Raw genomic sequence first — 23063 nt, 5'->3', positions numbered from 1 at the left:
TAATTAGATATTTGAATAAAAGTCTATACTTTCTCCTTCTTTCAATTCAACTATTGCTTTTTTATAAGCATTAGTTTTAGCGTTGATCATTCCACTTTTAGTGTACTTAACAGAACGCTCAGCACCGTAGTTCATAGTATTTACACTAACAACAGTAACTCCATAAGCTGCCTCAACAGCTTTTTTAATCTCAATTTTGTTAGCTTTTCTATCAACTACAAAACCAAAGCGGCCGAAAATTTCGCCGTCTTTAGTTATTTTTTCTGTAATTATAGGCTTAATTAAAACACTCATCTTCCTATTATTTACTTAAATTTTCAACAATTCCTGCTACAGATCCTTCAGTTAACACTAAACTACCTGCGTTTAAAACAGCGTAAGTGCTTAATTCTGAGTTAGTTACAACAGCAGACTTCTCTAAATTGCGTGATGACAAATATACATTATTATTTGATTCACCCAACACAAATAGAGATTTTTTATTTTCCAACCCTAAAGCATTCAAAACGTTAATGAATTTTTTAGTACTTGGTGCTTCGAAATTAAAGTCTTCAACAACGATTAAATTTGATTCTTTCATCATGATAGAGAAAGCAGATTTTCTCGCTAAACGTTTTAAACTTTTGTTTAATTTGAAAGAGTAGTTTCTTGGTCTTGGTCCGAAGATTCTTCCCCCTCCTCTGAAAACTGGAGACTTGATACTTCCCGCTCTCGCTGTACCAGTTCCTTTTTGTTTTTTAATCTTACGAGTACTACCAGATATCTCAGCTCTTTCTTTAGCTTTATGAGTACCTTGTCTTTGATTTGCTAAATATTGTTTAACATCAAGATATACTGCGTGATTGTTTGGTTCTATACCGAATACTGAATCTAAAAGTTCAACTTTTCTTCCAGTATCTTTTCCTGTGATATCTAAAACTTTTACTTCCATTACTTCTGAACGATTACATAAGAGTTTTTGTGTCCAGGAATAGCTCCTTTAACAACAAGTAGATTTTTATCAGCAACTACTTTTAAAACTCTAAGGTTTTGTACTGTTACATTTACTCCTCCAGTTCTTCCCGCCATACGCATTCCTTTGAATACTCTTGATGGGTAAGAAGAAGCTCCTACAGATCCTGGTGCTCTTAAACGGTTCTTTTGTCCGTGAGTAACTTGACCTACTCCACCGAAACCGTGACGTTTAACAACCCCTTGGAATCCTTTTCCTTTAGACACACCTTGAACGTCTACAAACTCACCTTCAGCGAACAAATCAACAGTGATAACATCACCTAATTTGTAATCACCTTCGAATTCTTTGATTTCAACAACTTTTCTTTTAGCAGATGTTCCAGCTTTCTTAAAGTGACCTAACTCAGCTTTAGTAGCATGTTTCTCTGTCTTGTCATCGAAACCAAGTTGTAACGCTTCATACCCGTCAACCTCATTGGTTCTGACTTGGGTAACGACATTTGGACCTAATTCGATTACTGTACAAGGAAGGTTTTTCCCGTTTTCATCGAAAATACTTGTCATGCCGATTTTTTTACCAATTAACCCAGACATAAATATTTATTTAAAATTTATTTTTCAATTTAAAAGAACTAAGTATTGAGGCAATTACCTCAATACTTAGTTATAAAATTTTTGTTTCGAACTAAGCGTTATTTATCACACTTTGATTTCAACTTCTACTCCACTTGGTAACTCTAATTTCATTAAAGCATCAATTGTTTTAGAAGATGAAGAATAGATATCTAACAATCTTTTGTAAGAACTTAATTCAAACTGCTCTCTTGCTTTTTTGTTCACGTGAGGAGAACGAAGAACAGTAAATATTTTTTTGTGTGTTGGTAACGGAATTGGTCCTGTTACTACTGCACCTGTACTTTTTACAGTTTTTACGATTTTCTCAGCTGATTTATCAACCAACATATGATCGTAAGATTTTAATTTTATTCTGATTTTTTGACTCATTTTTCTCTAACTAAGATTATGCGTTTCCTTTAGCTTTTGCAATAACTCCTTCAGAAATATTAGAAGGTGTTTCTGCATAATGAGAGAACTCCATTGTAGAAGTAGCTCTACCTGATGATAATGTTCTTAATGTAGTAACATAACCAAACATTTCTGATAATGGAACTGAAGCTTTAACAACTTTAGAACCAGCTCTATCATCCATGCTGTTGATTTGTCCACGACGACGGTTTAAGTCACCTACAATATCACCCATGTTTTCTTCTGGAGTTAACACTTCTAACTTCATAATTGGCTCAAGAATAACAGCTCCTGCAGCTTTTGCAGACTCTTTATATCCCATTTTAGCAGCTAATTCGAAAGATAAAGCATCAGAGTCAACTGCGTGGAAAGATCCATCAGTTAAAGTAACTTTCATAGAATCCATTTCGAATCCTGCTAAAGGTCCTTGTTTCATTGCTTCTCTAAATCCTTTTTCTACTGAAGGAATATATTCTTTTGGTACGTTACCACCTTTAACCTCATTAACGAATTGTAATCCAACTGCTGGTTTACCATCAACGTCTTCTGCAGGTCCAATTTTGAAAACGATATCAGCGAATTTACCACGTCCACCAGATTGTTTTTTATAAACCTCTCTGTGTTGTGCATCACGTGTAAGAGCCTCTTTGTACTCTACTTGTGGTTCACCTTGGTTAACTTCTACTTTAAACTCACGTTTCATACGGTCGATTAACACGTCTAAGTGTAACTCTCCCATACCAGAAATTACTGTTTGTCCAGAAGCATGGTCAGTTTTCACTGTGAACGTTGGATCTTCCTCAGCTAATTTAGCTAAAGCAGTACCCATTCTATCCATATCCGCTTTTGTTTTTGGCTCAATAGCGATACCAATTACAGGATCTGGGAAAATCATACTTTCTAAAACGATTGGGTTTTTCTCATCACATAGAGTATCTCCAGTTTTGATATCTTTAAACCCTACAGCAGCTCCAATATCTCCAGCCTCAATATATTCGATTGGATTTTGTTTGTTAGCGTGCATTTGGTAGATACGAGAAATACGCTCTTTATTACCAGAACGAGTATTCAATACGTAAGAACCTGCATCTAAGTGTCCTGAATAAGTTCTAAAGAAAGCTAAACGACCTACGAATGGGTCAGTAGCAATTTTAAACGCTAATGCAGAGAACGGCTCTGTTACAGATGGTTTACGTACGATTGGCTCTTCAGTATCAGGATCTGTTCCTTCAATACCTTCCTTGTCCATTGGAGAAGGTAAGTAACGACAAACAGCGTCTAACATAAACTGAACACCTTTGTTTTTGAATGAAGATCCACAAGTCATTGGAATGATACTCATATCCAAAGTTGCAGCTCTTAATGCAGCGTGGATTTCGTCCTCAGAAATTGATTCCTCATCCATCATATATTTTTCTAAAAGGTTTTCGTCATAAGCCGCAACCTCTTCGATTAATTGACCTCTGTATTGTTTAACATCATCAACCATGTCAGCAGGAATCTCAACAACATCAAATGTAGAACCGTGGTTCTCATCGTGCCATACGATTGCTCTGTTTTTAACTAAGTCAACGATACCTCTAAAATCAGCTTCATCACCAATTGGTAAAACAATCGGCACTGCATTTGATTTCAACATATCTTTAACTTGCTGACAAACAGCTAAGAAGTTAGCACCTTGACGGTCCATTTTATTTACAAACCCCATACGAGGTACTTTGTAATTATCAGCTAATCTCCAGTTAGTTTCTGATTGAGGCTCAACACCATCAACAGCACTAAATAAGAATACTAATCCATCTAATACACGTAAAGAACGGTTAACCTCTACTGTAAAGTCAACGTGTCCTGGAGTATCAATAATATTGAAGTGGTATTCCATTGAATCAGGCAATTTTACCCCTTGATTCGTTGGGAAACTCCAAGTACAAGTAGTTGCAGCTGAAGTAATTGTAATACCTCTTTCTGCTTCTTGCTCCATCCAGTCCATAGTAGCAGATCCTTCGTGAGTCTCTCCCATTTTATGGTTTTTACCTGTATAGAACAAAATACGCTCTGTAGTAGTTGTTTTACCAGCATCGATGTGAGCAGCGATACCAATATTTCTTGTATATTTTAAATCTCTTGCCATTGTATATAGTTTCTGTATGGATTAAAATCTAAAGTGAGAGAATGCTTTATTAGCTTCAGCCATTTTATGAGTATCCATTCTCTTTTTAACAGCAGCTCCTTCTTCTTTAGCAGCAGCTAAAATTTCAGATGCTAATCTTGCAGCCATAGATTTCTCATTTCTTTTTCTCGCATACAAAATCATCCATTTCATTGCCATAGAGATCTTTCTATCCGGACGAATTTGCATTGGAATTTGGAATGTTGCTCCACCAACACGACGAGAACGAACCTCTACGTGTGGCATAACGTTAGTTAATGCATCTTTCCAAACATCTAATGAAGTTTTTTCTTCATCTTGTTTCTTTTCTTCTACGATTTCTAAAGCATCATAGAAAACTTTAAACGCTGTAGACTTTTTTCCATCCCACATCAAGTTATTAACGAAACGAGTTACTAACTGGTCATTAAATTTTGGATCTGGTAAAAGAGGTCTCTTTTTAGCCTGTCTTTTTCTCATGTCTGTTTCTTAAACGTTTATACGATTATTTTTTGTCTTTAGGGCGTTTAGCACCATATTTAGATCTTCTTTGAGTTCTACCGCTTACTCCTGCAGTATCCAAAGCTCCACGAACGATGTGGTATCTAACACCTGGTAAGTCTTTCACCCTTCCACCTCTAACTAATACTATCGAGTGCTCTTGTAAATTGTGTCCTTCTCCTGGGATGTAAGCGTTTACTTCATTACCATTTGTCAAACGTACCCTTGCAACTTTACGCATTGCAGAGTTAGGTTTTTTTGGTGTAGTAGTATAAACACGCGTACAAACACCTCTTCTTTGAGGACAAGAATCCAAAGCAACCGATTTACTCTTCTTAGTCAATTGGGTTCTCCCTGTTCTTACTAATTGTTGAATTGTTGGCATAATGTTTATTAATAATTTCTACAATATATTATTCCGCACTATATACGGGGTTGCAAATGTATAACTATTTTTTAATTATTCAAATCTCAAAACACTAATTTTCAACAGAATTAATTTTTTTTACCTATTCCTTTTAATACAAAAAAGAACGTGTTTATCCTGAGCGTTTTTCAAACCCCCATATTACTTAGATTTATCCTGTATTTTTAGTTTTTAATAGAAATACTTTTTGCATATTCAATATAAGAAAAATAATCGTCAAAACCAAAAAAACATCTTATTTAAGCTTTTCACATTGTCAAAACAAAACCTAAAATTGAATACAAAAATCTAAAAAACAACATTTTACAAAAAAACAAAACACAAAAAACATTCCAATAATTCTCTCTCCTTATAATATAGAGAGCATTTAAACTTTCTTGTATTGTTGAACACAAAATATATTTACCTTTGCAAAATGGAACAGGACAATCAAATATTTGGTATTCGCGCAATTATCGAAGCCATAGAAGCAGGAAAAGACATTGATAAAGTTTTTATTCAGAAAGACGCTCAAGGTGAGCTAATGAATGAACTTATCAAAAACTTAAAAAAGAATAATATTAATTTTTCATATGTACCTATTGAAAAATTAAACAGACTTACTAAAAAGAATCACCAAGGTGCTATTGCTAACATTGCCCCTATTGCATTTGTTGCTTTAGAAACTTTAGTTGAATCTGTTTTAGAGAAAAAAGATAAACCTCTATTCCTTATTTTAGACCAATTATCAGATGCTCGTAATTTTGGAGCTATTATACGTACTGCTGTATGTTGTGGTGCTGACGGAATCATCGTTGGTAAAAATGGTGCTGCTCCAGTAAATGGAGATACTGTTAAAACATCTGCTGGTGCTGTTTTTAATATTCCTATTTGTAAAGTTGATCACATTAAAGATGCTGTATTCTATTTACAAGGTTCTGGTGTAATCACTTTAGGAGCTACTGAAAAAGCTGAGAAAGAAATTTACGACGTAGATCTAAACGTACCTTTAGCTATTATTATGGGTAGTGAAGATAAAGGAATCAACCCTTCTGTATTAAAAATCATCGACGAGAAAGCAAAACTACCGATGTTTAGTGTAATTGATTCATTAAACGTATCTGTTGCTTGTGGTGCTTTCTTGTATGAAACTATCAGACAAAGAAGATAATTTGAAAAAGACTAAACTACAAAAAAAACCTAATTTTCCAGTTAATCAAGAACTTGAAGCGTACTTAGAAAAATACAACCGTATTACTAAGACCAGTATTTTCTATGATGACTTAATGCGCTTTTGTGGTTTTATCAATTTAGAAGATTCTAAAGGAAATGATACACTTTGGTTAAGAGTTTATTATCCTGAACACGAATACAAAGAAATTGAAGCAAGTCTAACAAAAATATACACTTTACTTCATTCTGATGGAGATGAACAAACATTGCCATTCTTAACAATTGACAGCATTGACTTTTGTTCGTTTGGCAATTCAAAACCCTTTAGAATTAAAGTAAGAAATATTCTGAATGACAACTTTACAAATCTTTATATAAAAAGAGCCGATGCTTCAAGAATATACGGGTTAGAATTAGAAGAGATGCTCTCTCCTTACCCAATGAACTTTTTGGTTTATAAGGAAACTTTAATTGAAGAGCACATCTTAGGAATTCCTGCTGATGTGTTTATAAAAGACCACTTGCCAAAATGTACTGAATTAGAAAAAGCACAAATCTCTAAAGAATTTGTAAAGTTCAATGAAAGATGTCTACTTGGCTTATTAGGTGATATGAGATCGTATAATTACGTTATCATTCCTACCCACGATTTTGACCAAGTAGTTTATAGAATACGTCCTATTGACTTTGATCAGCAAAATTATGAAGGCAATTTAAAGTTTTATATGCCCCAGTTTTTCAAAGAAAATAGTACGGTAGTCATGATGGTTTTAGACAAACTAAAAGACAATTCAATAGAACAGTATCGAAAAGAAGTCCGTTCCGTTTTAGTCAGAAGAGTTTTGAGTAACAAAGAACGATTTGATGACCTAATTGAGGTAATGAAAAAAGACACCATTTCAACTCTCGAAAATATAGATCATCTCAAACTCGATTTGTACAACTTGAGCAAAGACAAACAATTTAAATACTGCTCTAATATGGGAGAAATATTAGAGACTATGATAAACTATGTCATTAAAAATTATAAAAGCGTCTTTTAATGAAGACGCTTTTTTATTTTGATCTTGTTACTATTTAGTAATCTCTCTTTTATCAAGAGCAATCATCAACAACTTAATTAACCCTTCTTGCAAATCCTTATTTTGTTTTATAGGATATAGCTTATTATATATAATGGGTAACGAAGAACGAAAAGGATTCTTATAATCTCTTTCAACAACTACTTCTTTGGGAATTATTATAAAGTTCCCATCTTTATCAAAGCATTGCATAAATGGATCTCTACTTTCATCATAATCTGGTTTTTGCCATTCGTATTTGTAATACTTTTCAGGCATTTCTGGATTAGACAAAACAAAACTCAATATTAAACCAGTTATAAAACCACTTAAATGTCCTTCCCAAGAAATCCCTTCTTCTATCTCTGGAAACATATACCAGACAGTACCACCATACAAAACAACTATTACTAATGACAAAGCCATCAATCTAAAATATCTGGTTTGTACTCCTTTAAAAAAGATAAAGCTCACTAAAACATAAACCAAACCACTTGCCCCTATGTGAAAGCTCTCTCTTGCTATTAGCCAAGTACCAATACCCGAAAGTATAATACCAAAGCCAAGTACAGCCCATACTTGTTTTTTATAGAAGTATTGAAGTAACGTTAGCAATACAAATAATGCAGCTGAATTGTTATATAAATGCTTTAACCCTCCGTGAATAAAAGGACTAAACAGAATACCTCGCAATCCGCTCAAAGTACGAGGATAAACACCATACCTATATAATTCTAAATAGTAGGTCCAATCAGCCCAGTAAACACCCCATATAATTACCACAGCAAAAAGAGGTAATAACAAAAGCGAAATTGTAAAGGGTGGATTCTTTTGATTCATCCTCCTAATTTAGTAACTATTGTGAATATTAAATAACAAAAGAAACTTTAATTGTAATTCTTGATCATATCTATCAATTAAAGCAAAAGCCAACTTCTTAATATCTTAAAACTACCTTTATAAACAGCTCTCCCCCCTCATCAACAAAGGAACTACTATAATTAAACTCACATTCAACACTCCCTTAAACAAACCATTGACAATATCTTAAAATAGTATTCTCTGACTCTCATCTGAGAATTTTCCGTGTTTACACGGGTTGAGGGCCTTAAAGTCGGACCATTGTCGGACAATACTCAGACACCCCTCAGATAATTCTATAAAAAATCTACAAGAAATATTGCATAAGATAAATCTATTAATCTCCGTACTTAAAGGGCTTACGGATAAATAACTCTAAAAAACAGACTCAAAAAAGTAAAATAATATTGTTCTATAAAAGTAATATTATCTCTAAAATAGCACTTATAATCTTTAAAAACAGGCATTTTTTTGACTAAAAAAGTATTTACAAGTCCAGTTTTTAAACAAAAATACGTTTAAGATTAGCTTTTTTTATTTAAAATAAATCATCGCGTTCAGCACTATACAGCTAATTAGCAATCACAATTGATGCTTCCAGTCATTAAAGTTTTCTATTTTTAAACATATTCAATCACAACTAAAAGCTGTTGATGTAATCATAATAAACAGATTGTTGATGAAGTTTAAAAAAGCGTTGTATTTTTGTGAATAAAGTTATTAAGAAAGATACTATGGAAGCACCTTTAGCAGAGAGAGTCAGACCGCATTCATTAGAAGATTATATCAGTCAATCCCATTTAGTGGGAGAAACAGGTATTCTGACCAATCAATTGAAAATGGGATTTATTCCTTCCCTTATCTTTTGGGGACCTCCTGGTACTGGTAAAACTACATTAGCGGAAATTATAGCTAAAGAAAGTGAACGTCCTTTCTATGTATTAAGTGCTATCAATGCTGGGGTAAAAGATATTCGTGAAGTAATTGATAAAGCTAAACAAAATACAGGCTTATTTGCTGCTCGAAATCCAATCTTATTTATTGATGAGATCCATCGTTTTAGCAAATCTCAACAAGACTCATTGCTTGCTGCGGTTGAACGTGGATGGGTAACTCTAATTGGTGCAACCACAGAAAATCCAAGTTTTGAAGTAATACCTGCTTTACTTTCAAGATGCCAGGTTTACACCCTTAATGCTTTCACCAAAGAAGATTTAAACGCACTACTTATTCGAGCTATTGCTAAAGACAAATTTTTACAATCAAAAGAGATAACCTTAAAAGAAACAGAAGCTCTTTTTAGATTATCTGGTGGTGATGGCCGTAAACTTTTGAACACATTTGAACTTATTGTCAACGCAACAACGGATGACAAGATTGAAATCAAGAATGAAATGGTTATGAAGGTTGTTCAAAAAAATACTGTTTTGTATGACAAAACTGGTGAACAACATTATGATATCATCTCAGCATTCATCAAATCAATTAGAGGAAGTGATCCTAATGGTGCTGTCTATTGGTTAGCAAGAATGATTGAAGGAGGTGAAGATGTAAAGTTCATTGCAAGGAGGCTTGTTATTTCTGCATCTGAAGATATCGGAAATGCAAATCCTACTGCTTTAATTATGGCAACAAATACATTCCAAGCTGTTTCTGTTATTGGTTATCCTGAAAGTAGAATATTACTAAGCCAATGCGCTATTTATTTAGCTACATCGCCTAAAAGTAATTCAACCTATTTAGCTATTGGAAAAGCACAACAAGTAGTGAAACAAACTGGCGATTTATCGATTCCTATTCACTTAAGAAATGCCCCAACTAAATTAATGAAAGAGTTAGGTTATGGTGAGGACTACAAATACTCACACGATTATTCTGGCAACTTCGTAGAGCAAGAATACTTACCTAATGAGATTAGTGGTCTTGTACTTTATGAACCTGGCGATAATAGCAGAGAAAAGAGTACTCGTGAATTCTTGAAAAACAGATGGCAGATAAAATATAACTATTAAGACTCTAATTATAAAATAAAAGACCTACTCTTAAAGTAGGTCTTTTATTTTTATTAGTTCATTTACTTGTATAATCTCCGGCGATACTTCTTTATCAAATTGATTATAATAAATAGCATCCATTCCTACACCTAAAGCACCTTTAATATCTGCTAATAAGTTATCCCCTACCATCACCGCTTCATCCACTTTTGCTTTCGCTTGATTCATAGCAAAGTGAAATATTTGTGGATCTGGTTTATTAACTCCTGCTAATTCTGAATTAGTAACCGTAATAAAATAATCTTCAATTCCTGAATTAGACAACTTCTTTTGTTGAACTTCACTAAATCCATTTGTGATTATATGTAATCTATATTTTTGTTGTAAATAGTCTAACAATTCTACAGCCCCATCAAAAAGATGATTAAAATTAGGTAAAGTACGTATATATTCATCTCCTAATTTCAGAATTCCCTCTACACTACTTTCGTAGTCCAAAGCCTCAAATGTATCGCGAATACGTCCTACCCTTAACTCCTCTTTTGTTACTTGATTCAAACTATATTTATCCCAGTAAACAGCATTAATATCTATGTAATAATTTAAAAACTGTTCACTTGTAAAAGGAAAATTAGACTCAGCTATTACCTGCTCAAAAGCCTTTGCTGAATTTGTTTCAAAATCCCATAAAGTGTGATCTAAATCAAAAAATATATTTGTCTTTCCAGAAAAACCTCCAAAACTCATACCTATAATTTCATTGTGTTAGCGACAAAATTAAGTATTCTAAATTTAGTAAGCACTATAACAAACCTTCATCTGCAAAACTATAGTAACTATATTCAGTTACAATAACGTGGTCTAACACCTGAACATCCATTACTTTTCCTGCTTCCTTTATTTTTTTGGTGATTGAAATATCTGCCTCACTGGGTTTAAGTTTCCCACTTGGATGATTGTGAGACAAGATAATTCCTGTCGCTTTTTGCTCTAAGGCAATTTGAAATAAGACGCGAATATCAACAACCGTTCCTGTCATTCCCCCTTTACTTAAAGACGTTTTAAACTTAATCTTATTTGAATTATTCAGAAAGATAACCCAGAACTCTTCGTGATCTAAACTTCCTATAATCGGATTCATAATTTCAAAAACATCTTTACTTGATGTAATCTTAGACAAATCTAATTGTTCATTCATTCGTCTACGTTGACCAAGTTCTAATGCAGCAATAATTGAAATAGCTTTAGCCTCTCCTATTCCTTTAAATGAAGTCAATTGGCTTAAACTTTGCCGTGCTAATAATCCTAAGTTATTATTATAGGTAAGTAATATTTTCTTACATAGCTCAACTGCTGATTCTTCTTTATTTCCCGAACCAATAAGTATTGCCAGTAATTCGGCATCACTTAACGATGCCTTTCCTTTTAAAACTAATTTTTCTCGTGGCCGGTCGTCTTCAGCCCATTCTTTGATAGTAATCCTTTGTTTTTCCATTTTTGATATTTTAATAGCAACTTATCACTATCAAAAATCAAGCCTTGAATTACTTATTCTTCAACACCTAAAAAACCTTCTCCTCTAAAAAAAGCAGTCGTTTTTCGCTTCTCTTCCCGATCACTTGCCAGAAGTACAATCTTATCTCCTGCCTCAATAACAGTAGAACCACTTGGAATAAAGAATCGTTTATTTCTTCTTATCATTGCTATAATAACACTTGATGGCAAATCAATATCAACCAAGCTCTTTGAGACAACAGGGTAATGTTCTTTAACATCTACAATTGCCATTAAGGTCATTTCACGATTATCTAAATCATATGTCAATTGTTCCTTAACCTTATCTTCTTCTGGTAAATCTAATTTTAACCACTTAGCAAACAAAGAAATTGTACTCCCTTGGAATAAAATAGATATAAGTGTAATAAAGAAAACTATATTAAAAATAACATCAGCTTGAGGAACTCCTACTACTAAAGGATAAGTAGCAAATACAATAGGAACTGCTCCTCTTAAACCAACCCAAGACACAAATGTTTTGGTTCGAATATCCACCTTAAAAAAAGATAAACATATAAAGACTGCAATAGGCCTTGCTACCAAAATCATAAAGATTGAAACAGCAATACCGATTCCAGCAACATTAATAATTTCAGATGGGAACACTAAAAGTCCTAAGGTCAAGAACAAGACAATTTGCATAATCCAAGCCATTCCATCAAAGAATCGTATGATTTGTTTTTTATGAACAACCTTCGAATTACCTAAGACTAATCCTGCAATATAAACAGCTAAGAATCCATTTCCACGAATTACATCTGTGAAAGAGAAAGTAAAGAACATTAGTGCAAGTACAATTACCATATAAAGGCCTTCATACCCTAAATCTAATTTATTCAATACATAGCGACCAGCTTTCCCCATTACAAATCCCATAACAGCACCAACTAACATTTGTAAAACAAACGACTCTAATATGGAAAACCAACTCATATCCGGAATCTGCATAAAGCTCAAAACTGTAATCGTAAGAACATATGCCATTGGGTCATTACTACCACTCTCTAACTCAAGCATTGGTCTGATATTATTCTTCAAGCCTAATCCTTTAGAACGCAGTATAGAGAATACAGCAGCAGAGTCTGTAGAAGACACAATAGACCCCAACAATAATGACTCTAAAAAGGTGAATGGAGATATGTAAAAAACAAACGCCCCTACCGCAAAAGCAGTAAGTAACACTCCTAAAGTGGAGAGTACTATTCCTTTTGCGGCGACGGGGCGTATATCATCTTTATGCGTATCTAATCCTCCTGAAAATAAAATAAAATTCAACGATGCAATTCCTATAAACTGTGTCAATTGTGGGTTATCAAAATGAATTCCACCAAGTCCTTCCGAACCTGCAAGCATTCCTATAAAAAGGAACATTAAAAGAACTGGAATTCCAAAACGGAATGAAGTTCTACCTGCTAAAACACTAACAAATAAAAGAACAGATCCTACTAATAAAATATTTTCAGGAGTAATAGTGTGCATATTATGTAATCAAATTATTGGCAAATTCGTTTAAGTCTAATCCTCCGTAATTACCAGAACTCATAAATAGTAATACGGTATTATCTAAATCTAAAGCATCTAAATACGTTCTAAAATCAGCAGCATTGGTATACGTTACAAGATTATCTTTCTTGAATGCATTAACCATTTGCTCTGATGAGATTTCATCAAGTCGCTTAATTTTCAAAGCCTCTAAAGAGTAAAATACAACTGCTTCATCAGCTTTAGCAAGTGCTCCTTCATACTCACTCAAAAAGTTTGCATTTAAAGAACTGTAAGTATGCAATTCTAAACACGCGATAACCTTCTTGTTTGGATACTGCATTTTTACAGCTTCAGTAGTAGCAATCACTTTACTTGGAGAATGCGCAAAATCTTTAAATACAACAGTACTTCCATTATCACATAACTTCTCTAAGCGTTTTGATGCTCCTTTAAAAGAGGCGATAGCTTCATAAAAATCTTCTTCATCAATACCCATATTTTGACAAACCCACTTAGCCCCACTCAAGTTGCTTAAATTGTGTTTACCAAATACCTCTAAAGGCATTGGTCCTTCTGGAGTCTCTAAATAAGTAACCCCTCCGTCAATTGAATATTCCGGAGTTGCATAAGGTAATTTGCGAATTGGGTTTTTAGTATTTTCAACTATTTCGTTGATAACTGCATCTTCCTCATTGTAGATTAAGATTCCTCCATTAACAATTTTGTCAACAAAGATGCTGAATTGCTCCACGTAGTTATCAAAAGTTGGGAACACATTAATATGATCCCAAGCTATACCACTAAGCAAAGCAATATTAGGTTGGTACAAGTGAAATTTAGGGCGTAAATCTAAAGCAGACGATAAGTATTCGTCTCCCTCTATTAGCATAAATTCATTGTCAGAAGTTAAGTTTACCATTCGGTCAAACCCTTCTAATTGAGCACCAACTAAATAATCCACTTCTACACCGTGATAATGCATAACGTGAAGAATCATAGATGTAATGGTTGTTTTTCCGTGAGAACCACCAATTACAACACGCGTTTTATTTTTTGAGTGTTCGTAAATGAACTCTGGATAAGAATATATTTTCAAGCCTAATTCTTTTGCCTTCGCTAATTCAGGATTATCTCCTTTAGCGTGCATACCAAGAATTACAGCCTCTATATCTGAAGTTATTTTCTCAGGAAACCAACCTTCTTGTTCTGGTAATAGTCCCTGTTGAGCAAGTCTTGTTTTTGAAGGTTCAAAGATAGCATCATCACTACCCGATACAACATCACCTTTTGCATGCAATGCCAGAGCTAAATTGTGCATTGCACTCCCTCCTATTGCGATAAAATGTACACGCATTATTTTCTATTTTGATCAATAAATTCAACTTAGCGTAAAAATACAATTTTAAAAAGAAAACATACTTATTTTTAATCAAAATACAGCTATATTAGGACTAAAATATCTAACTATTAAGTCTTTTCTAATGAACAAGCAACTTACAAATTATGAGAAAGCGAATATAGCAAGTACTTGCTTTGTCTATAATCTCTTATCATTTATCTGTTCGTTTATCGCAATCATTATTTCATTTATACCAATTGTTAATATAATCGCATTCATCTTGGGTTGTACAGCTTTATTGTTTTCAATTCTCTCTTACAACAAATCTAAAAAGATAAACAATAAGCTCACCCCTTCTCTATTTGCAATTGTGATATCACTTTTTCCAATTACAATTTCAATCGGATTAAACCTTGTTATCCTATTAGCTTTAACCAAATAAAAAACTCTGAATAACCTAAGTTACCCAGAGTTTCTATTATTTATTATTCCATTCCAAGATACTTTCTAAAATATCCACATTCATTAATTACTTCTTTATAGTATTTAGTATCGCTGTACTTTTCTTGTAACTCGGCAAATCCACTCCACTTTTTAAACACAGTGTCATCTCCCCAAGCTCCGTAGTAATAACTATCTGCGTGATACTTCCCTACATAAAATGTATTGCGTTCTATTTTAGCATCAAAGTAAGCTAACTTTGCTTTCTGTTCTCTTGTTGTAGCATTAGCTTTAGCAATATTGTAATATTTTTGAGCTAATTTCATACTTAACAAAAACGATTTGTTTTCTGACATTATACTATTACTTCCTGACTCTCCAACAATATTATTATAATAGAACATTCTTGCATTACCAAAATAAGTTGTGTTGTAATAAGCATTTCCTAACAACATAGCATTGTTAAACACATCGTTACCATTCTTAACATTATCTTGCATTTCTTTTACCTTTTTCAAGAAAGCAAGCTTGCTGTATTTTACACTTTGCTTAGCAGCGTGATCACAGTCATTACAGTCCTTTATCTTACCATTGAACGGGTTTCCATACAATTCAGCTTCTTTATATGCATCAACCGTTTCTTCATTGTAAAAACTACTCCACTTTCTAACTGGCTCTGCCTTTTCCATTTCTACGATAGCCTCTTCTACCTTATCTTGATAATACAAATAGATAGCACGGCTTTCATAAATATCACTCAAATTAAACCTGTAATGAGAAGCAAATAAACTTTCTATTTCAGACTTATTCGTTTTTTTAAAAAAGGCTACCATTTCATTAGAACGTTTCACATCTTGGTAGAAAGAACTACCATCACTAAGCAATAGTTCAGACATAATTAAATTACCTTGTTCCTTATAAACCGCAGATAAAAATTGGCGTATCCAATTTGATGCATAGTCATATCTAAAAGCTCCTTCATAATCACCATTGGGCAAATCATTATAAAGCCACTTTAAATCTGTTATCAACAATTTTTCAACTGTTTTATCAATCTTCTTAACTTGTGAAACAGTATTTATCAAAGCAAACAATCTCACTTGATCTGCCAATAGTTTATCATCTCCTTTTACAAAACTTTTCGCCTCCTTTATTAATTTCTCTGCTTCGCTATAATTACCTTGAAACACATCCATATAACCTGCTGCCAACTTCCACAATACAGGGTTATGAACACCTTTTGTATCATTAGCAACTTGTTTTACCCATTTCAATGTATTTATGTCAATCTTCTTCTTTATAGCCTTGAAATACTCATCCTTCGACTTAAAACTACTATCTACAAAAACATTTACAGCACTCTCTTGTTCATTCACCCAGCGAGTCAATAAATAATCTATATGCTTACTATTTGGATCTATAGCATAGACTTCTTTCATTGCTTCAGCCGAACTTTTATAATAACCAGTAATCGCCCAAATTGCGGCTTTTACTTCTTTATCATTGGTACTATTAATAACATTCTGAAGTTGTTTATTGTCTAATGGTCTGAAATTATACAATGCCACTTGTCTCATTGAAGGTTCAGCATTAAACACCTCTGCATAATACAAGTTAGACTTTATGTAATTAGCTTGTTGATAATAAGCACCAGCAACATAGCCCAACGCGCGATAATAAAGAGTATTCTTAACTTGCCCGTTTGCTGTACGCTCAAAATAAGAAATCACCGAAGCTCTATCCTTAGAATAAAATTTGGCTTTCATTACTTGAAACCACATACGGTTTGTAAAGAAAGTGTCGTTTTTACTCAACTTATTATAATACGACTCTACTTCATTAACCACTCTATCAGAAGCTGTAATCGCAATATGATTTTCGTAATCCCAATAATTAATAGTTTGTGCACTATAAGTTTCTATCTCCTTTGCAAAATATAAGAATGTAATAAAGTTTCTAACCTTTTCATCTTTCAGGTTTAAACTATAAGTTCCCGTTTTTGCTTTCTTCTTTAATACATCATTATATAAATCACGTATATTATCAGTTGTATCCGTACTTTCTACTAAGTATTCTTTGATGACGTGTTCAGGTACACTACTCCCTAAATAAGCTTTCCAATCTTCAACAATTTGGTCGTTGAACATAGAAACATTATCCATATAACCCCAATTATAAAAACGCTCATTCGGCGCAAAAAACATTGGTTTATATGAATTATCAACAAAAGCCTCTGGTGCAAATGACGATACAGACGAATAACTAAACCAATCGTCTGCACACGCATAAGTATAGGCTCCCATTCCTACTATTAAAGAAAAGCTACTTGCATAGAGACAATTCTTCCAAAACTTCTTTCTCATAAAAACGCACATTTTTTGAATTCAAATCATATAATATTATTTCAGATGGACATTTACCACTTGCCTGATACAAATCTTGTTTCATTTCTTGCAACTGTTCTGGTTTAATACTTTCAAGTTTTACTTGATCTCCCACTTGAAAATACTCCCCAAAATAAAGTCCTTCTTCTTGAACACTAAAAACAAATTCACTGATTTGCTTTAGTCCACTTTTTTCCTTTAAGTCATCTAAGCGTACACGACTTATTAACTTTATTACTTTTCCATTTCTACTTTGAACTACCCAAGAGTAAATTGGAAAAGCATAATCTAATGTTAGAGGATAATCTTTCAATCCTCCTATATACTTTTTCGCTATGCTTCTATCATAAATAGAATTCAAACTATCAGAAGCAATAGTTCCCATATTATAATACATTAGTACTCCACCATCAACATCAGGTATTCCTGTTTTTGATGCATACTTAACTTGATGTAATCGGATTGTTGATGTCAACTTCCAATCAATATCTTTTTTAATATACTCGATCAACTTAAAAAAACGATCTTTAGACTGTAAAGTCCAATCACAATCTAATTGAATTTCTTGACAGTCTACATCATTCACATCATTTACCTGTCTAATAAAATCAACTATCTTCTCTGCCAATGTGTACAAGTTAGTCTGCTCGTTAATTAAAACTTCATTCTTAATATAAACAACAGGTACAACTTCTAACTGAGGTAGCCGTTCTTTAAAAATGATTGGACTAACAGGTATAGCTTGATTGCCTTGAAGAACGACATCAAAATACCTTATATAAAGTTTCTTTATATTCAATTCTTCCAATGACTTTTTCTCTATACTATCTAACTGAAAAGACGTACGCCAATAATAATATGACAATGATGTTTTTGAATTTTTATTGTTTTTAAAATCGCATCCGAGCAATAAAAACAAACTCAACAAACAAATTAAATACCTCATTTTATTACCTCTTATTTAGATTAACAAAAGTGCAAAAAAAAATGCCTAATAAATTAGGCATTCTTCATATTTTTTAAAATTGTCTTATTTCACTAAAGTCATTTCGTCAACGATATGTTTTGCATCTGCAAACTTATCAATGATAAACAACACATAACGAATATCAACACTGATTGTTCTTTGTAATTTAGGATCATAGATAACATCTCCTGCCATAGCTTCAATGTTTCCGTCAAATGCTAAACCAATCAATTCCCCTTTTCCATTCAATACTGGAGAACCTGAGTTACCACCAGTAATATCGTGGTTAGTTAAAAAGTTTACAGGCATATGACCATCTTTATCAGCATACATTCCATAATCTTTACTATTGTATAAGTCGATTAACTTTTGAGGAGCTTCAAATTCTTCATCACCAGGTACGTGTTTTGCAACAGTTCCTTTTAATGTTGTAAACCAATTTTCTTTTGCATCATTTACTTTATTACCTCTTGGTAATCCAATTACAGTACCATAAGTTAAACGCAAAGTAGAGTTTGCATCAGGATAGTATTTTCCTGTTGGATTACTTTTCTGAACACCATCTACAAATAAACGATATGCTTTTTGGTATTTATCTTCTAAAGCACTTAAAGCATCTGATTTCTCTCTGTATTTATCCATAATAGCAGAAGACAATTTCAATAAAGGATCGCGAGATACAACAATATCTTTTGGATCTTTTAAGAAAGCTTCAATCTTAGCTTTATTAGCAAATACACTCTTATCAAAAGCTTCATTTACGAATTTTTCGAAATCACCATTATACTCTTTTTCAATCTGAGCAATGTATGGAGCAATAGCATACCCTTCCGATTTAGAAGCATATAATGCTAATTGTTTAGCTAACATTTCACGCTCTAAAGGCTCACTTACACTATTGTAAATACTCTCAACATACGCTGTAAAATCTTCACGCATTTCATCTCTTTTCTTATCATCACCTAAAGCGTATGCTTCCATACCTCCAGCTAAACGATAAGGAGCTGCTGCTAAAATAGAAGTACGCATCATTGTCATTAAGTAATTATCATGACGAGCTTTTTCATTTGTAGCTGCATAGAAATTATTAATGTCTTGGATTACGTTTCCGTATTTTGCTTTGTTAGCTTTTTTATTAGCCCATTTATTAAAAGCATTTTCAGCTTCAGTTTTTGAACCAACTGTATTATGTTGCGTTAAGGCATCAATCATACCTTGACGGTTTTTCCAATAGTTAGCAACCCCTGCGTATTTAGAAGCATAGTTTAAACGAACAGCGTCATCTAAAGACATATGTTTCTTCATTACATCCATTCCTAATTTAGAACCTTCAACCCAAGCTGGGTATGCAAACTTAATATTTTGCTCTACACCTTGTGCTGGCATCCAACGATTAGTTCTACCAGGGTAACCTAAAATCATAGAGAAGTCACCTTCTTGAATTCCTGTTATAGAAACAGGTAAATAATGCTTAGGAGTCATCGGAACATTCTCAGGAGAGTACTCTGCTGGGTTTCCATTTTTATCTGTATAAACTCTAAACAAAGAGAAGTCACCTGTATGACGTGGCCACTCCCAGTTATCAGTATCTCCACCAAATTTACCAATACTATTAGGAGGAGTACCTACTAAACGTACATCATTGTAATCTTGGTAAACGAAGTAGTAGAATTCATTTCCTTGAAAGAATGATTTAACCGATACAGTGTATTTACCATCTCCATCATTCTCTTTCTGAATTTTAGCAATTTCTTGATTGATTGCTTTTTCTCTTTCTGCTTCAGTCATTGAATCTCTAACAACGCTTAAGATACGACTTGTCACATTATCCATTCTAACGAAAAAACGTACAGATAAGTTCTTTGCAGAACGCTCTGTATTTTTGTCTTTAGCCCAGAAACCATTTGTTAAGATATCATCTTCTGGAGTAGATAAGTCAGCAATTTTATCATATCCACAGTGGTGATTAGTCAACACTAAACCTTGGTTAGAAATAATTTCTGCTGTACACCCACCATCAAATTGCACAATAGCATCCTTTAATGAGTGATTATTTATACTATAAATTTCTTCTGCTGTTAATTGCAGTCCCATCTTTTCCATATCACGTTGATTTAAACGATCAATGAACATCAAAAACCACATTCCTTCATTAGCTTTTACCTGAAAAGGTAGCGCTAACAAAAATGCAGTTAAAAATAAAATGACTTTTTTCATAAATTAAAATACTGTGTTAGATTGCGAAGATAGTTTTTTTCTTCAAAAACAGATGCAACAATTGCAAGAATAAAAAAAACCGACCTGAAATTCAGATCGGTTTTATATGGTAATATTATTTAAATCTATTTATTTAGAGCTGTTAAGCATTTTCCAAAGCTTATCTTTTAACTCTTGCATACCTTGATTTGCAATTGCAGAAATAAACATATAAGGAACACCTTCTAATTCAGCATCCAATTGTTCTTTCATTTCTGCTTTCAATTCGTCATCTAACATATCACATTTAGTAATTGCTAACAAACGATCCTTATCAAGCATTTCAGGGTTATAACGTCTTAACTCATCTAAAAGAATATTATACTCCTTAGTAATATCGTCAGCATCTGCCGGAACCATAAATAAAAGCGTAGAGTTACGCTCAATATGACGTAAGAAATAATGTCCTAATCCTTTTCCTTCTGCAGCCCCTTCAATAATACCAGGAATATCAGCTATTACAAAAGATTTAAAATCTCTATAAGCTACAATTCCCAAGTTTGGTTTAAGCGTTGTAAATGGATAATCAGCAATCTTTGGTTTAGCAGAAGTAACTACTGAAAGAAGAGTAGATTTACCCGCATTAGGGAATCCCACTAATCCAACATCAGCCAATACTTTTAATTCCAAAATAACATCTAACTCAGTACTTGGCATACCTGGTTGTGCATATCTTGGTGTTTGGTTTGTAGAACTTCTAAAGTGCCAGTTACCTAAACCACCTTTTCCACCTTCAGCTACAATTCTCTTTTCACCGTGTTCAGTGATTTCGAACAATACCTCTCCAGTTTCTTTATCTTTAACTACTGTACCTAATGGAACTTCGATAATTCTATCATCACCATCAGAACCAGTACTTCTTGAACTACCACCATCACCACCGTGACCAGCTTTAATATGGCGTGCAAATTTCAAGTGAAACAACGTCCACAAACCTTCATTCCCTACGATATAAACGTGTCCTCCACGTCCTCCATCTCCACCATCAGGACCACCTTTTTCAATAAATTTTTCACGGTGTAAGTGTGTAGAACCTCTACCTCCTTTACCGGAAGCTACATATATTTTAACGTAATCGACAAAATTCCCTTCAGTCATTTCCTTAAGTTTTTCCCCCACCCTAAAGCACTATGCCATAGGAATTGGGCGGCAAATGTAATATTTTTTAATGAATATTAAATAGTTTACACTATATTAATGTATCAATAACTTTACTTAATCTTTCTGTAACCTCTTCAATAGCACCTATTCCATCAACAGCAGTATATTTAGATTTCTCTTCATAATACTTGATTAATGGAGCAGTTTTTTCATTGTACTCAGTATAACGGTTACGGATTTTATTTTCATCTTGGTCGTCGCTTCTTCCGCTTGTTTTACCTCTTTCTAAAATTCTTGAAACAAGAATTTCATCATCAGCATCAATTCCGATTGTCGCTACGAACTTGATATTTTTTTCATTTAGTAATTCTTCAAGAGCTTCAGCTTGTTTAATTGTACGAGGAAAACCATCAAATAAGAAACCTGCTTTATCCATATTATTAGCTACTTCATTAGCAAGCATATTAATTGTGATTTCATCTGGTACTAATTCCCCTTTATCGATAAAAACCTTTGCTTGTTTTCCTAATTCAGTATCGTTTTTTAAGTTAAAACGAAATACATCTCCTGTTGAAATATGAGTAAGATTGTATTTTTCTTTAAGAAATTGAGCTTGAGTACCTTTTCCAGCACCAGGTTTTCCAAATAAAACTATTGCAATCATTATATATGTTTTATACTGTTAGTGTATTAATTATTGTTCTTTTATTTGATAGATCTCAGGCAAGTTACGACCGTGTTTATCATAGTCCATTCCGTACCCTACTATAAATTTATTCTCGATTTCAAACGCTACATAATCTAACGGGATATCTTTTGTGTACGCTTCAGGTTTTAAACATAAAGTACAAATTTTGATATCTTTTGGTCTTTGTTGTTCAAATAACTTTTTCAAAGCCACCAACGTATTTCCGGTATCAACAATATCTTCAACGATTATAACTCTACGATCCGTTACATCAATATCTAATCCCAATAATTGATTTACTTGATTTGTAGATTGTGTTCCAATATATGAAGCCATCTTCACAAAACTCATTTCGCAAGGTGCTGTGTAGTGTTTCACTAAATCAGAAATCACCATAAATGATCCATTTAAAACACCGATAAAAACAGGTACTTCCCCATTCATATCTACCACCATTTGTTGTGCGATTTCTTTTAATCTGTTGTCGATACGTTCCCTTGAAATAAACGGAACAAAAACCTTATCTAAAACTTGTATTTCCATTGTGTTGTGTTATACGTAATTTGCAAATATACAAAAAGAATAAACCTTTATTAGTTTCTACGCAAAGGAATTGCCTGAAAACACAAAAAAACCTCACTCCACCTACCGGATAAGTAAAGTCTACTTTTTAAAGATAATGATTAAAATCTTATTCTAAAAGTTAAAATATTTCTCAAG

The 23063-nt window shown here is 33.3% G+C and carries 21 protein-coding genes; 3 read left to right on the top strand and 18 right to left on the bottom strand.

The genetic code is table 11. From position 1 onward, the window contains the following. Positions 1–3 precede the first annotated feature (3 nt). From rplW to rpsL, 7 genes are all read right to left on the bottom strand, one after another. A complete protein-coding gene (rplW, locus tag AABL81_RS02520; RefSeq protein ID WP_090410215.1) occupies positions 4–294 on the bottom strand; it encodes a 50S ribosomal protein L23 in 291 nt (96 codons plus the stop codon). Between the two features lie 7 nt (positions 295–301). Then, positions 302–931: a 50S ribosomal protein L4 gene (gene rplD, locus AABL81_RS02515; protein ID WP_090410214.1), complete on the bottom strand. Its 630-nt coding sequence runs from the start codon at positions 929–931 to the stop codon at positions 302–304. Further along, positions 931–1548, bottom strand: coding sequence for a 50S ribosomal protein L3 (gene rplC / locus AABL81_RS02510; RefSeq protein ID WP_090410213.1), 618 nt, complete (start codon positions 1546–1548; stop codon positions 931–933). Before rplC ends, rplD begins: the two co-directional genes overlap by 1 nt. A gap of 105 nt (positions 1549–1653) precedes the next feature. Continuing rightward, entirely contained in the window at positions 1654–1959 is a 306-nt protein-coding gene (rpsJ, locus tag AABL81_RS02505; protein WP_006259497.1) for a 30S ribosomal protein S10, read from the bottom strand. A gap of 16 nt (positions 1960–1975) precedes the next feature. Beyond that, positions 1976–4111: an elongation factor G gene (gene fusA / locus AABL81_RS02500; protein WP_341340292.1), complete on the bottom strand. Its 2136-nt coding sequence runs from the start codon at positions 4109–4111 to the stop codon at positions 1976–1978. A gap of 21 nt (positions 4112–4132) precedes the next feature. Beyond that, positions 4133–4609 carry a 30S ribosomal protein S7 gene (gene rpsG, locus AABL81_RS02495; RefSeq protein WP_090410211.1) on the bottom strand — a complete coding sequence of 159 codons (477 nt, stop codon included), beginning with the start codon at positions 4607–4609 and terminating at the stop codon, positions 4133–4135. Between the two features lie 25 nt (positions 4610–4634). Continuing rightward, entirely contained in the window at positions 4635–5015 is a 381-nt protein-coding gene (gene rpsL / locus AABL81_RS02490) for a 30S ribosomal protein S12 (protein WP_090410210.1), read from the bottom strand. Positions 5016–5472: 457 nt separating this feature from the next. Here rpsL and rlmB point away from each other — a divergent pair, with 457 nt between their 5' ends. Further along, on the top strand, positions 5473–6207 hold the full coding sequence (gene rlmB, locus AABL81_RS02485) for a 23S rRNA (guanosine(2251)-2'-O)-methyltransferase RlmB (RefSeq protein WP_158209390.1): 735 nt from the start codon (positions 5473–5475) through the stop codon (positions 6205–6207). Beyond that, positions 6182–7252 carry a hypothetical protein gene (locus AABL81_RS02480; protein WP_410505296.1) on the top strand — a complete coding sequence of 357 codons (1071 nt, stop codon included), beginning with the start codon at positions 6182–6184 and terminating at the stop codon, positions 7250–7252. Before rlmB ends, AABL81_RS02480 begins: the two co-directional genes overlap by 26 nt. Positions 7253–7282: 30 nt before the next feature. On the opposite strand, the gene AABL81_RS02475 is transcribed toward AABL81_RS02480, so the two are convergent. Beyond that, positions 7283–8110: a rhomboid family intramembrane serine protease gene (locus AABL81_RS02475; protein ID WP_341340291.1), complete on the bottom strand. Its 828-nt coding sequence runs from the start codon at positions 8108–8110 to the stop codon at positions 7283–7285. A gap of 755 nt (positions 8111–8865) precedes the next feature. On the opposite strand from AABL81_RS02475, the gene AABL81_RS02470 reads away from it, so the two are divergent. Continuing rightward, the gene (locus tag AABL81_RS02470; protein ID WP_341340297.1) at positions 8866–10143 is read left to right on the top strand and encodes a replication-associated recombination protein A; all 1278 of its coding nucleotides are present in this window, start codon (positions 8866–8868) and stop codon (positions 10141–10143) included. A 30-nt stretch (positions 10144–10173) separates the two neighbouring features. Here AABL81_RS02470 and AABL81_RS02465 read toward each other — a convergent pair whose 3' ends face one another. The 10 genes from AABL81_RS02465 to hpt form a co-directional block, all read right to left on the bottom strand. Continuing rightward, the gene (locus tag AABL81_RS02465) at positions 10174–10872 is read right to left on the bottom strand and encodes a YjjG family noncanonical pyrimidine nucleotidase (RefSeq protein WP_158209392.1); all 699 of its coding nucleotides are present in this window, start codon (positions 10870–10872) and stop codon (positions 10174–10176) included. Positions 10873–10927: 55 nt separating this feature from the next. Next, the gene (radC, locus tag AABL81_RS02460) at positions 10928–11620 is read right to left on the bottom strand and encodes a RadC family protein (protein WP_158209393.1); all 693 of its coding nucleotides are present in this window, start codon (positions 11618–11620) and stop codon (positions 10928–10930) included. Between the two features lie 53 nt (positions 11621–11673). Beyond that, a complete protein-coding gene (locus tag AABL81_RS02455) occupies positions 11674–13161 on the bottom strand; it encodes a potassium/proton antiporter (protein ID WP_341340290.1) in 1488 nt (495 codons plus the stop codon). A 1-nt stretch (position 13162) separates the two neighbouring features. Continuing rightward, positions 13163–14521 carry a UDP-N-acetylmuramate--L-alanine ligase gene (locus AABL81_RS02450; protein ID WP_158209395.1) on the bottom strand — a complete coding sequence of 453 codons (1359 nt, stop codon included), beginning with the start codon at positions 14519–14521 and terminating at the stop codon, positions 13163–13165. 470 nt (positions 14522–14991) lie between these two features. After that, complete coding sequence (locus AABL81_RS02445) at positions 14992–17310, bottom strand: hypothetical protein (RefSeq protein WP_341340289.1); 2319 nt, start codon at positions 17308–17310, stop codon at positions 14992–14994. Continuing rightward, a complete protein-coding gene (locus tag AABL81_RS02440; RefSeq protein ID WP_341340288.1) occupies positions 17270–18196 on the bottom strand; it encodes a hypothetical protein in 927 nt (308 codons plus the stop codon). Before AABL81_RS02440 ends, AABL81_RS02445 begins: the two co-directional genes overlap by 41 nt. 165 nt (positions 18197–18361) lie before the next feature. Then, positions 18362–20515 carry a S46 family peptidase gene (locus AABL81_RS02435; RefSeq protein ID WP_158209399.1) on the bottom strand — a complete coding sequence of 718 codons (2154 nt, stop codon included), beginning with the start codon at positions 20513–20515 and terminating at the stop codon, positions 18362–18364. Positions 20516–20644: 129 nt separating this feature from the next. Beyond that, complete coding sequence (gene obgE, locus AABL81_RS02430; protein ID WP_158209400.1) at positions 20645–21652, bottom strand: GTPase ObgE; 1008 nt, start codon at positions 21650–21652, stop codon at positions 20645–20647. 91 nt (positions 21653–21743) lie between these two features. Next, positions 21744–22319 carry an adenylate kinase gene (locus AABL81_RS02425; protein ID WP_158209401.1) on the bottom strand — a complete coding sequence of 192 codons (576 nt, stop codon included), beginning with the start codon at positions 22317–22319 and terminating at the stop codon, positions 21744–21746. A gap of 30 nt (positions 22320–22349) precedes the next feature. Next, positions 22350–22886, bottom strand: a complete 537-nt coding sequence (gene hpt, locus AABL81_RS02420) for a hypoxanthine phosphoribosyltransferase (protein ID WP_158209402.1) — start codon at positions 22884–22886, stop codon at positions 22350–22352. Positions 22887–23063: the final 177 nt, after the last annotated feature.

Origin of the sequence: Myroides sp. C1519 (assembly GCF_038039755.1) — a bacterium.
GTDB classification, from domain to species: Bacteria; Bacteroidota; Bacteroidia; order Flavobacteriales; family Flavobacteriaceae; genus Flavobacterium; species Flavobacterium phaeum_A.
This window is presented reverse-complemented; position numbering and strand designations above follow the sequence as displayed.

Excerpts from the sequence above, each read along its gene's own strand:
- rplW (WP_090410215.1), bottom strand. The coding sequence starts at position 294 with ATGAGTGTTTTAATTAAGCCTATAATTACAGAAAAAATAACTAAAGAC.
- rplD (WP_090410214.1), bottom strand. The coding sequence starts at position 931 with ATGGAAGTAAAAGTTTTAGATATCACAGGAAAAGATACTGGAAGAAAA.
- rplC (WP_090410213.1), bottom strand. The coding sequence starts at position 1,548 with ATGTCTGGGTTAATTGGTAAAAAAATCGGCATGACAAGTATTTTCGAT.
- rpsJ (WP_006259497.1), bottom strand. The coding sequence starts at position 1,959 with ATGAGTCAAAAAATCAGAATAAAATTAAAATCTTACGATCATATGTTG.
- fusA (WP_341340292.1), bottom strand. The coding sequence starts at position 4,111 with ATGGCAAGAGATTTAAAATATACAAGAAATATTGGTATCGCTGCTCAC.
- rpsG (WP_090410211.1), bottom strand. The coding sequence starts at position 4,609 with ATGAGAAAAAGACAGGCTAAAAAGAGACCTCTTTTACCAGATCCAAAA.
- rpsL (WP_090410210.1), bottom strand. The coding sequence starts at position 5,015 with ATGCCAACAATTCAACAATTAGTAAGAACAGGGAGAACCCAATTGACT.
- rlmB (WP_158209390.1), top strand. The coding sequence starts at position 5,473 with ATGGAACAGGACAATCAAATATTTGGTATTCGCGCAATTATCGAAGCC.
- AABL81_RS02480 (WP_410505296.1), top strand. The coding sequence starts at position 6,182 with ATGAAACTATCAGACAAAGAAGATAATTTGAAAAAGACTAAACTACAA.
- AABL81_RS02475 (WP_341340291.1), bottom strand. The coding sequence starts at position 8,110 with ATGAATCAAAAGAATCCACCCTTTACAATTTCGCTTTTGTTATTACCT.
- AABL81_RS02470 (WP_341340297.1), top strand. The coding sequence starts at position 8,866 with ATGGAAGCACCTTTAGCAGAGAGAGTCAGACCGCATTCATTAGAAGAT.
- AABL81_RS02465 (WP_158209392.1), bottom strand. The coding sequence starts at position 10,872 with ATGAGTTTTGGAGGTTTTTCTGGAAAGACAAATATATTTTTTGATTTA.
- radC (WP_158209393.1), bottom strand. The coding sequence starts at position 11,620 with ATGGAAAAACAAAGGATTACTATCAAAGAATGGGCTGAAGACGACCGG.
- AABL81_RS02455 (WP_341340290.1), bottom strand. The coding sequence starts at position 13,161 with ATGCACACTATTACTCCTGAAAATATTTTATTAGTAGGATCTGTTCTT.
- AABL81_RS02450 (WP_158209395.1), bottom strand. The coding sequence starts at position 14,521 with ATGCGTGTACATTTTATCGCAATAGGAGGGAGTGCAATGCACAATTTA.
- AABL81_RS02445 (WP_341340289.1), bottom strand. The coding sequence starts at position 17,310 with ATGAGAAAGAAGTTTTGGAAGAATTGTCTCTATGCAAGTAGCTTTTCT.
- AABL81_RS02435 (WP_158209399.1), bottom strand. The coding sequence starts at position 20,515 with ATGAAAAAAGTCATTTTATTTTTAACTGCATTTTTGTTAGCGCTACCT.
- obgE (WP_158209400.1), bottom strand. The coding sequence starts at position 21,652 with ATGACTGAAGGGAATTTTGTCGATTACGTTAAAATATATGTAGCTTCC.
- AABL81_RS02425 (WP_158209401.1), bottom strand. The coding sequence starts at position 22,319 with ATGATTGCAATAGTTTTATTTGGAAAACCTGGTGCTGGAAAAGGTACT.
- hpt (WP_158209402.1), bottom strand. The coding sequence starts at position 22,886 with ATGGAAATACAAGTTTTAGATAAGGTTTTTGTTCCGTTTATTTCAAGG.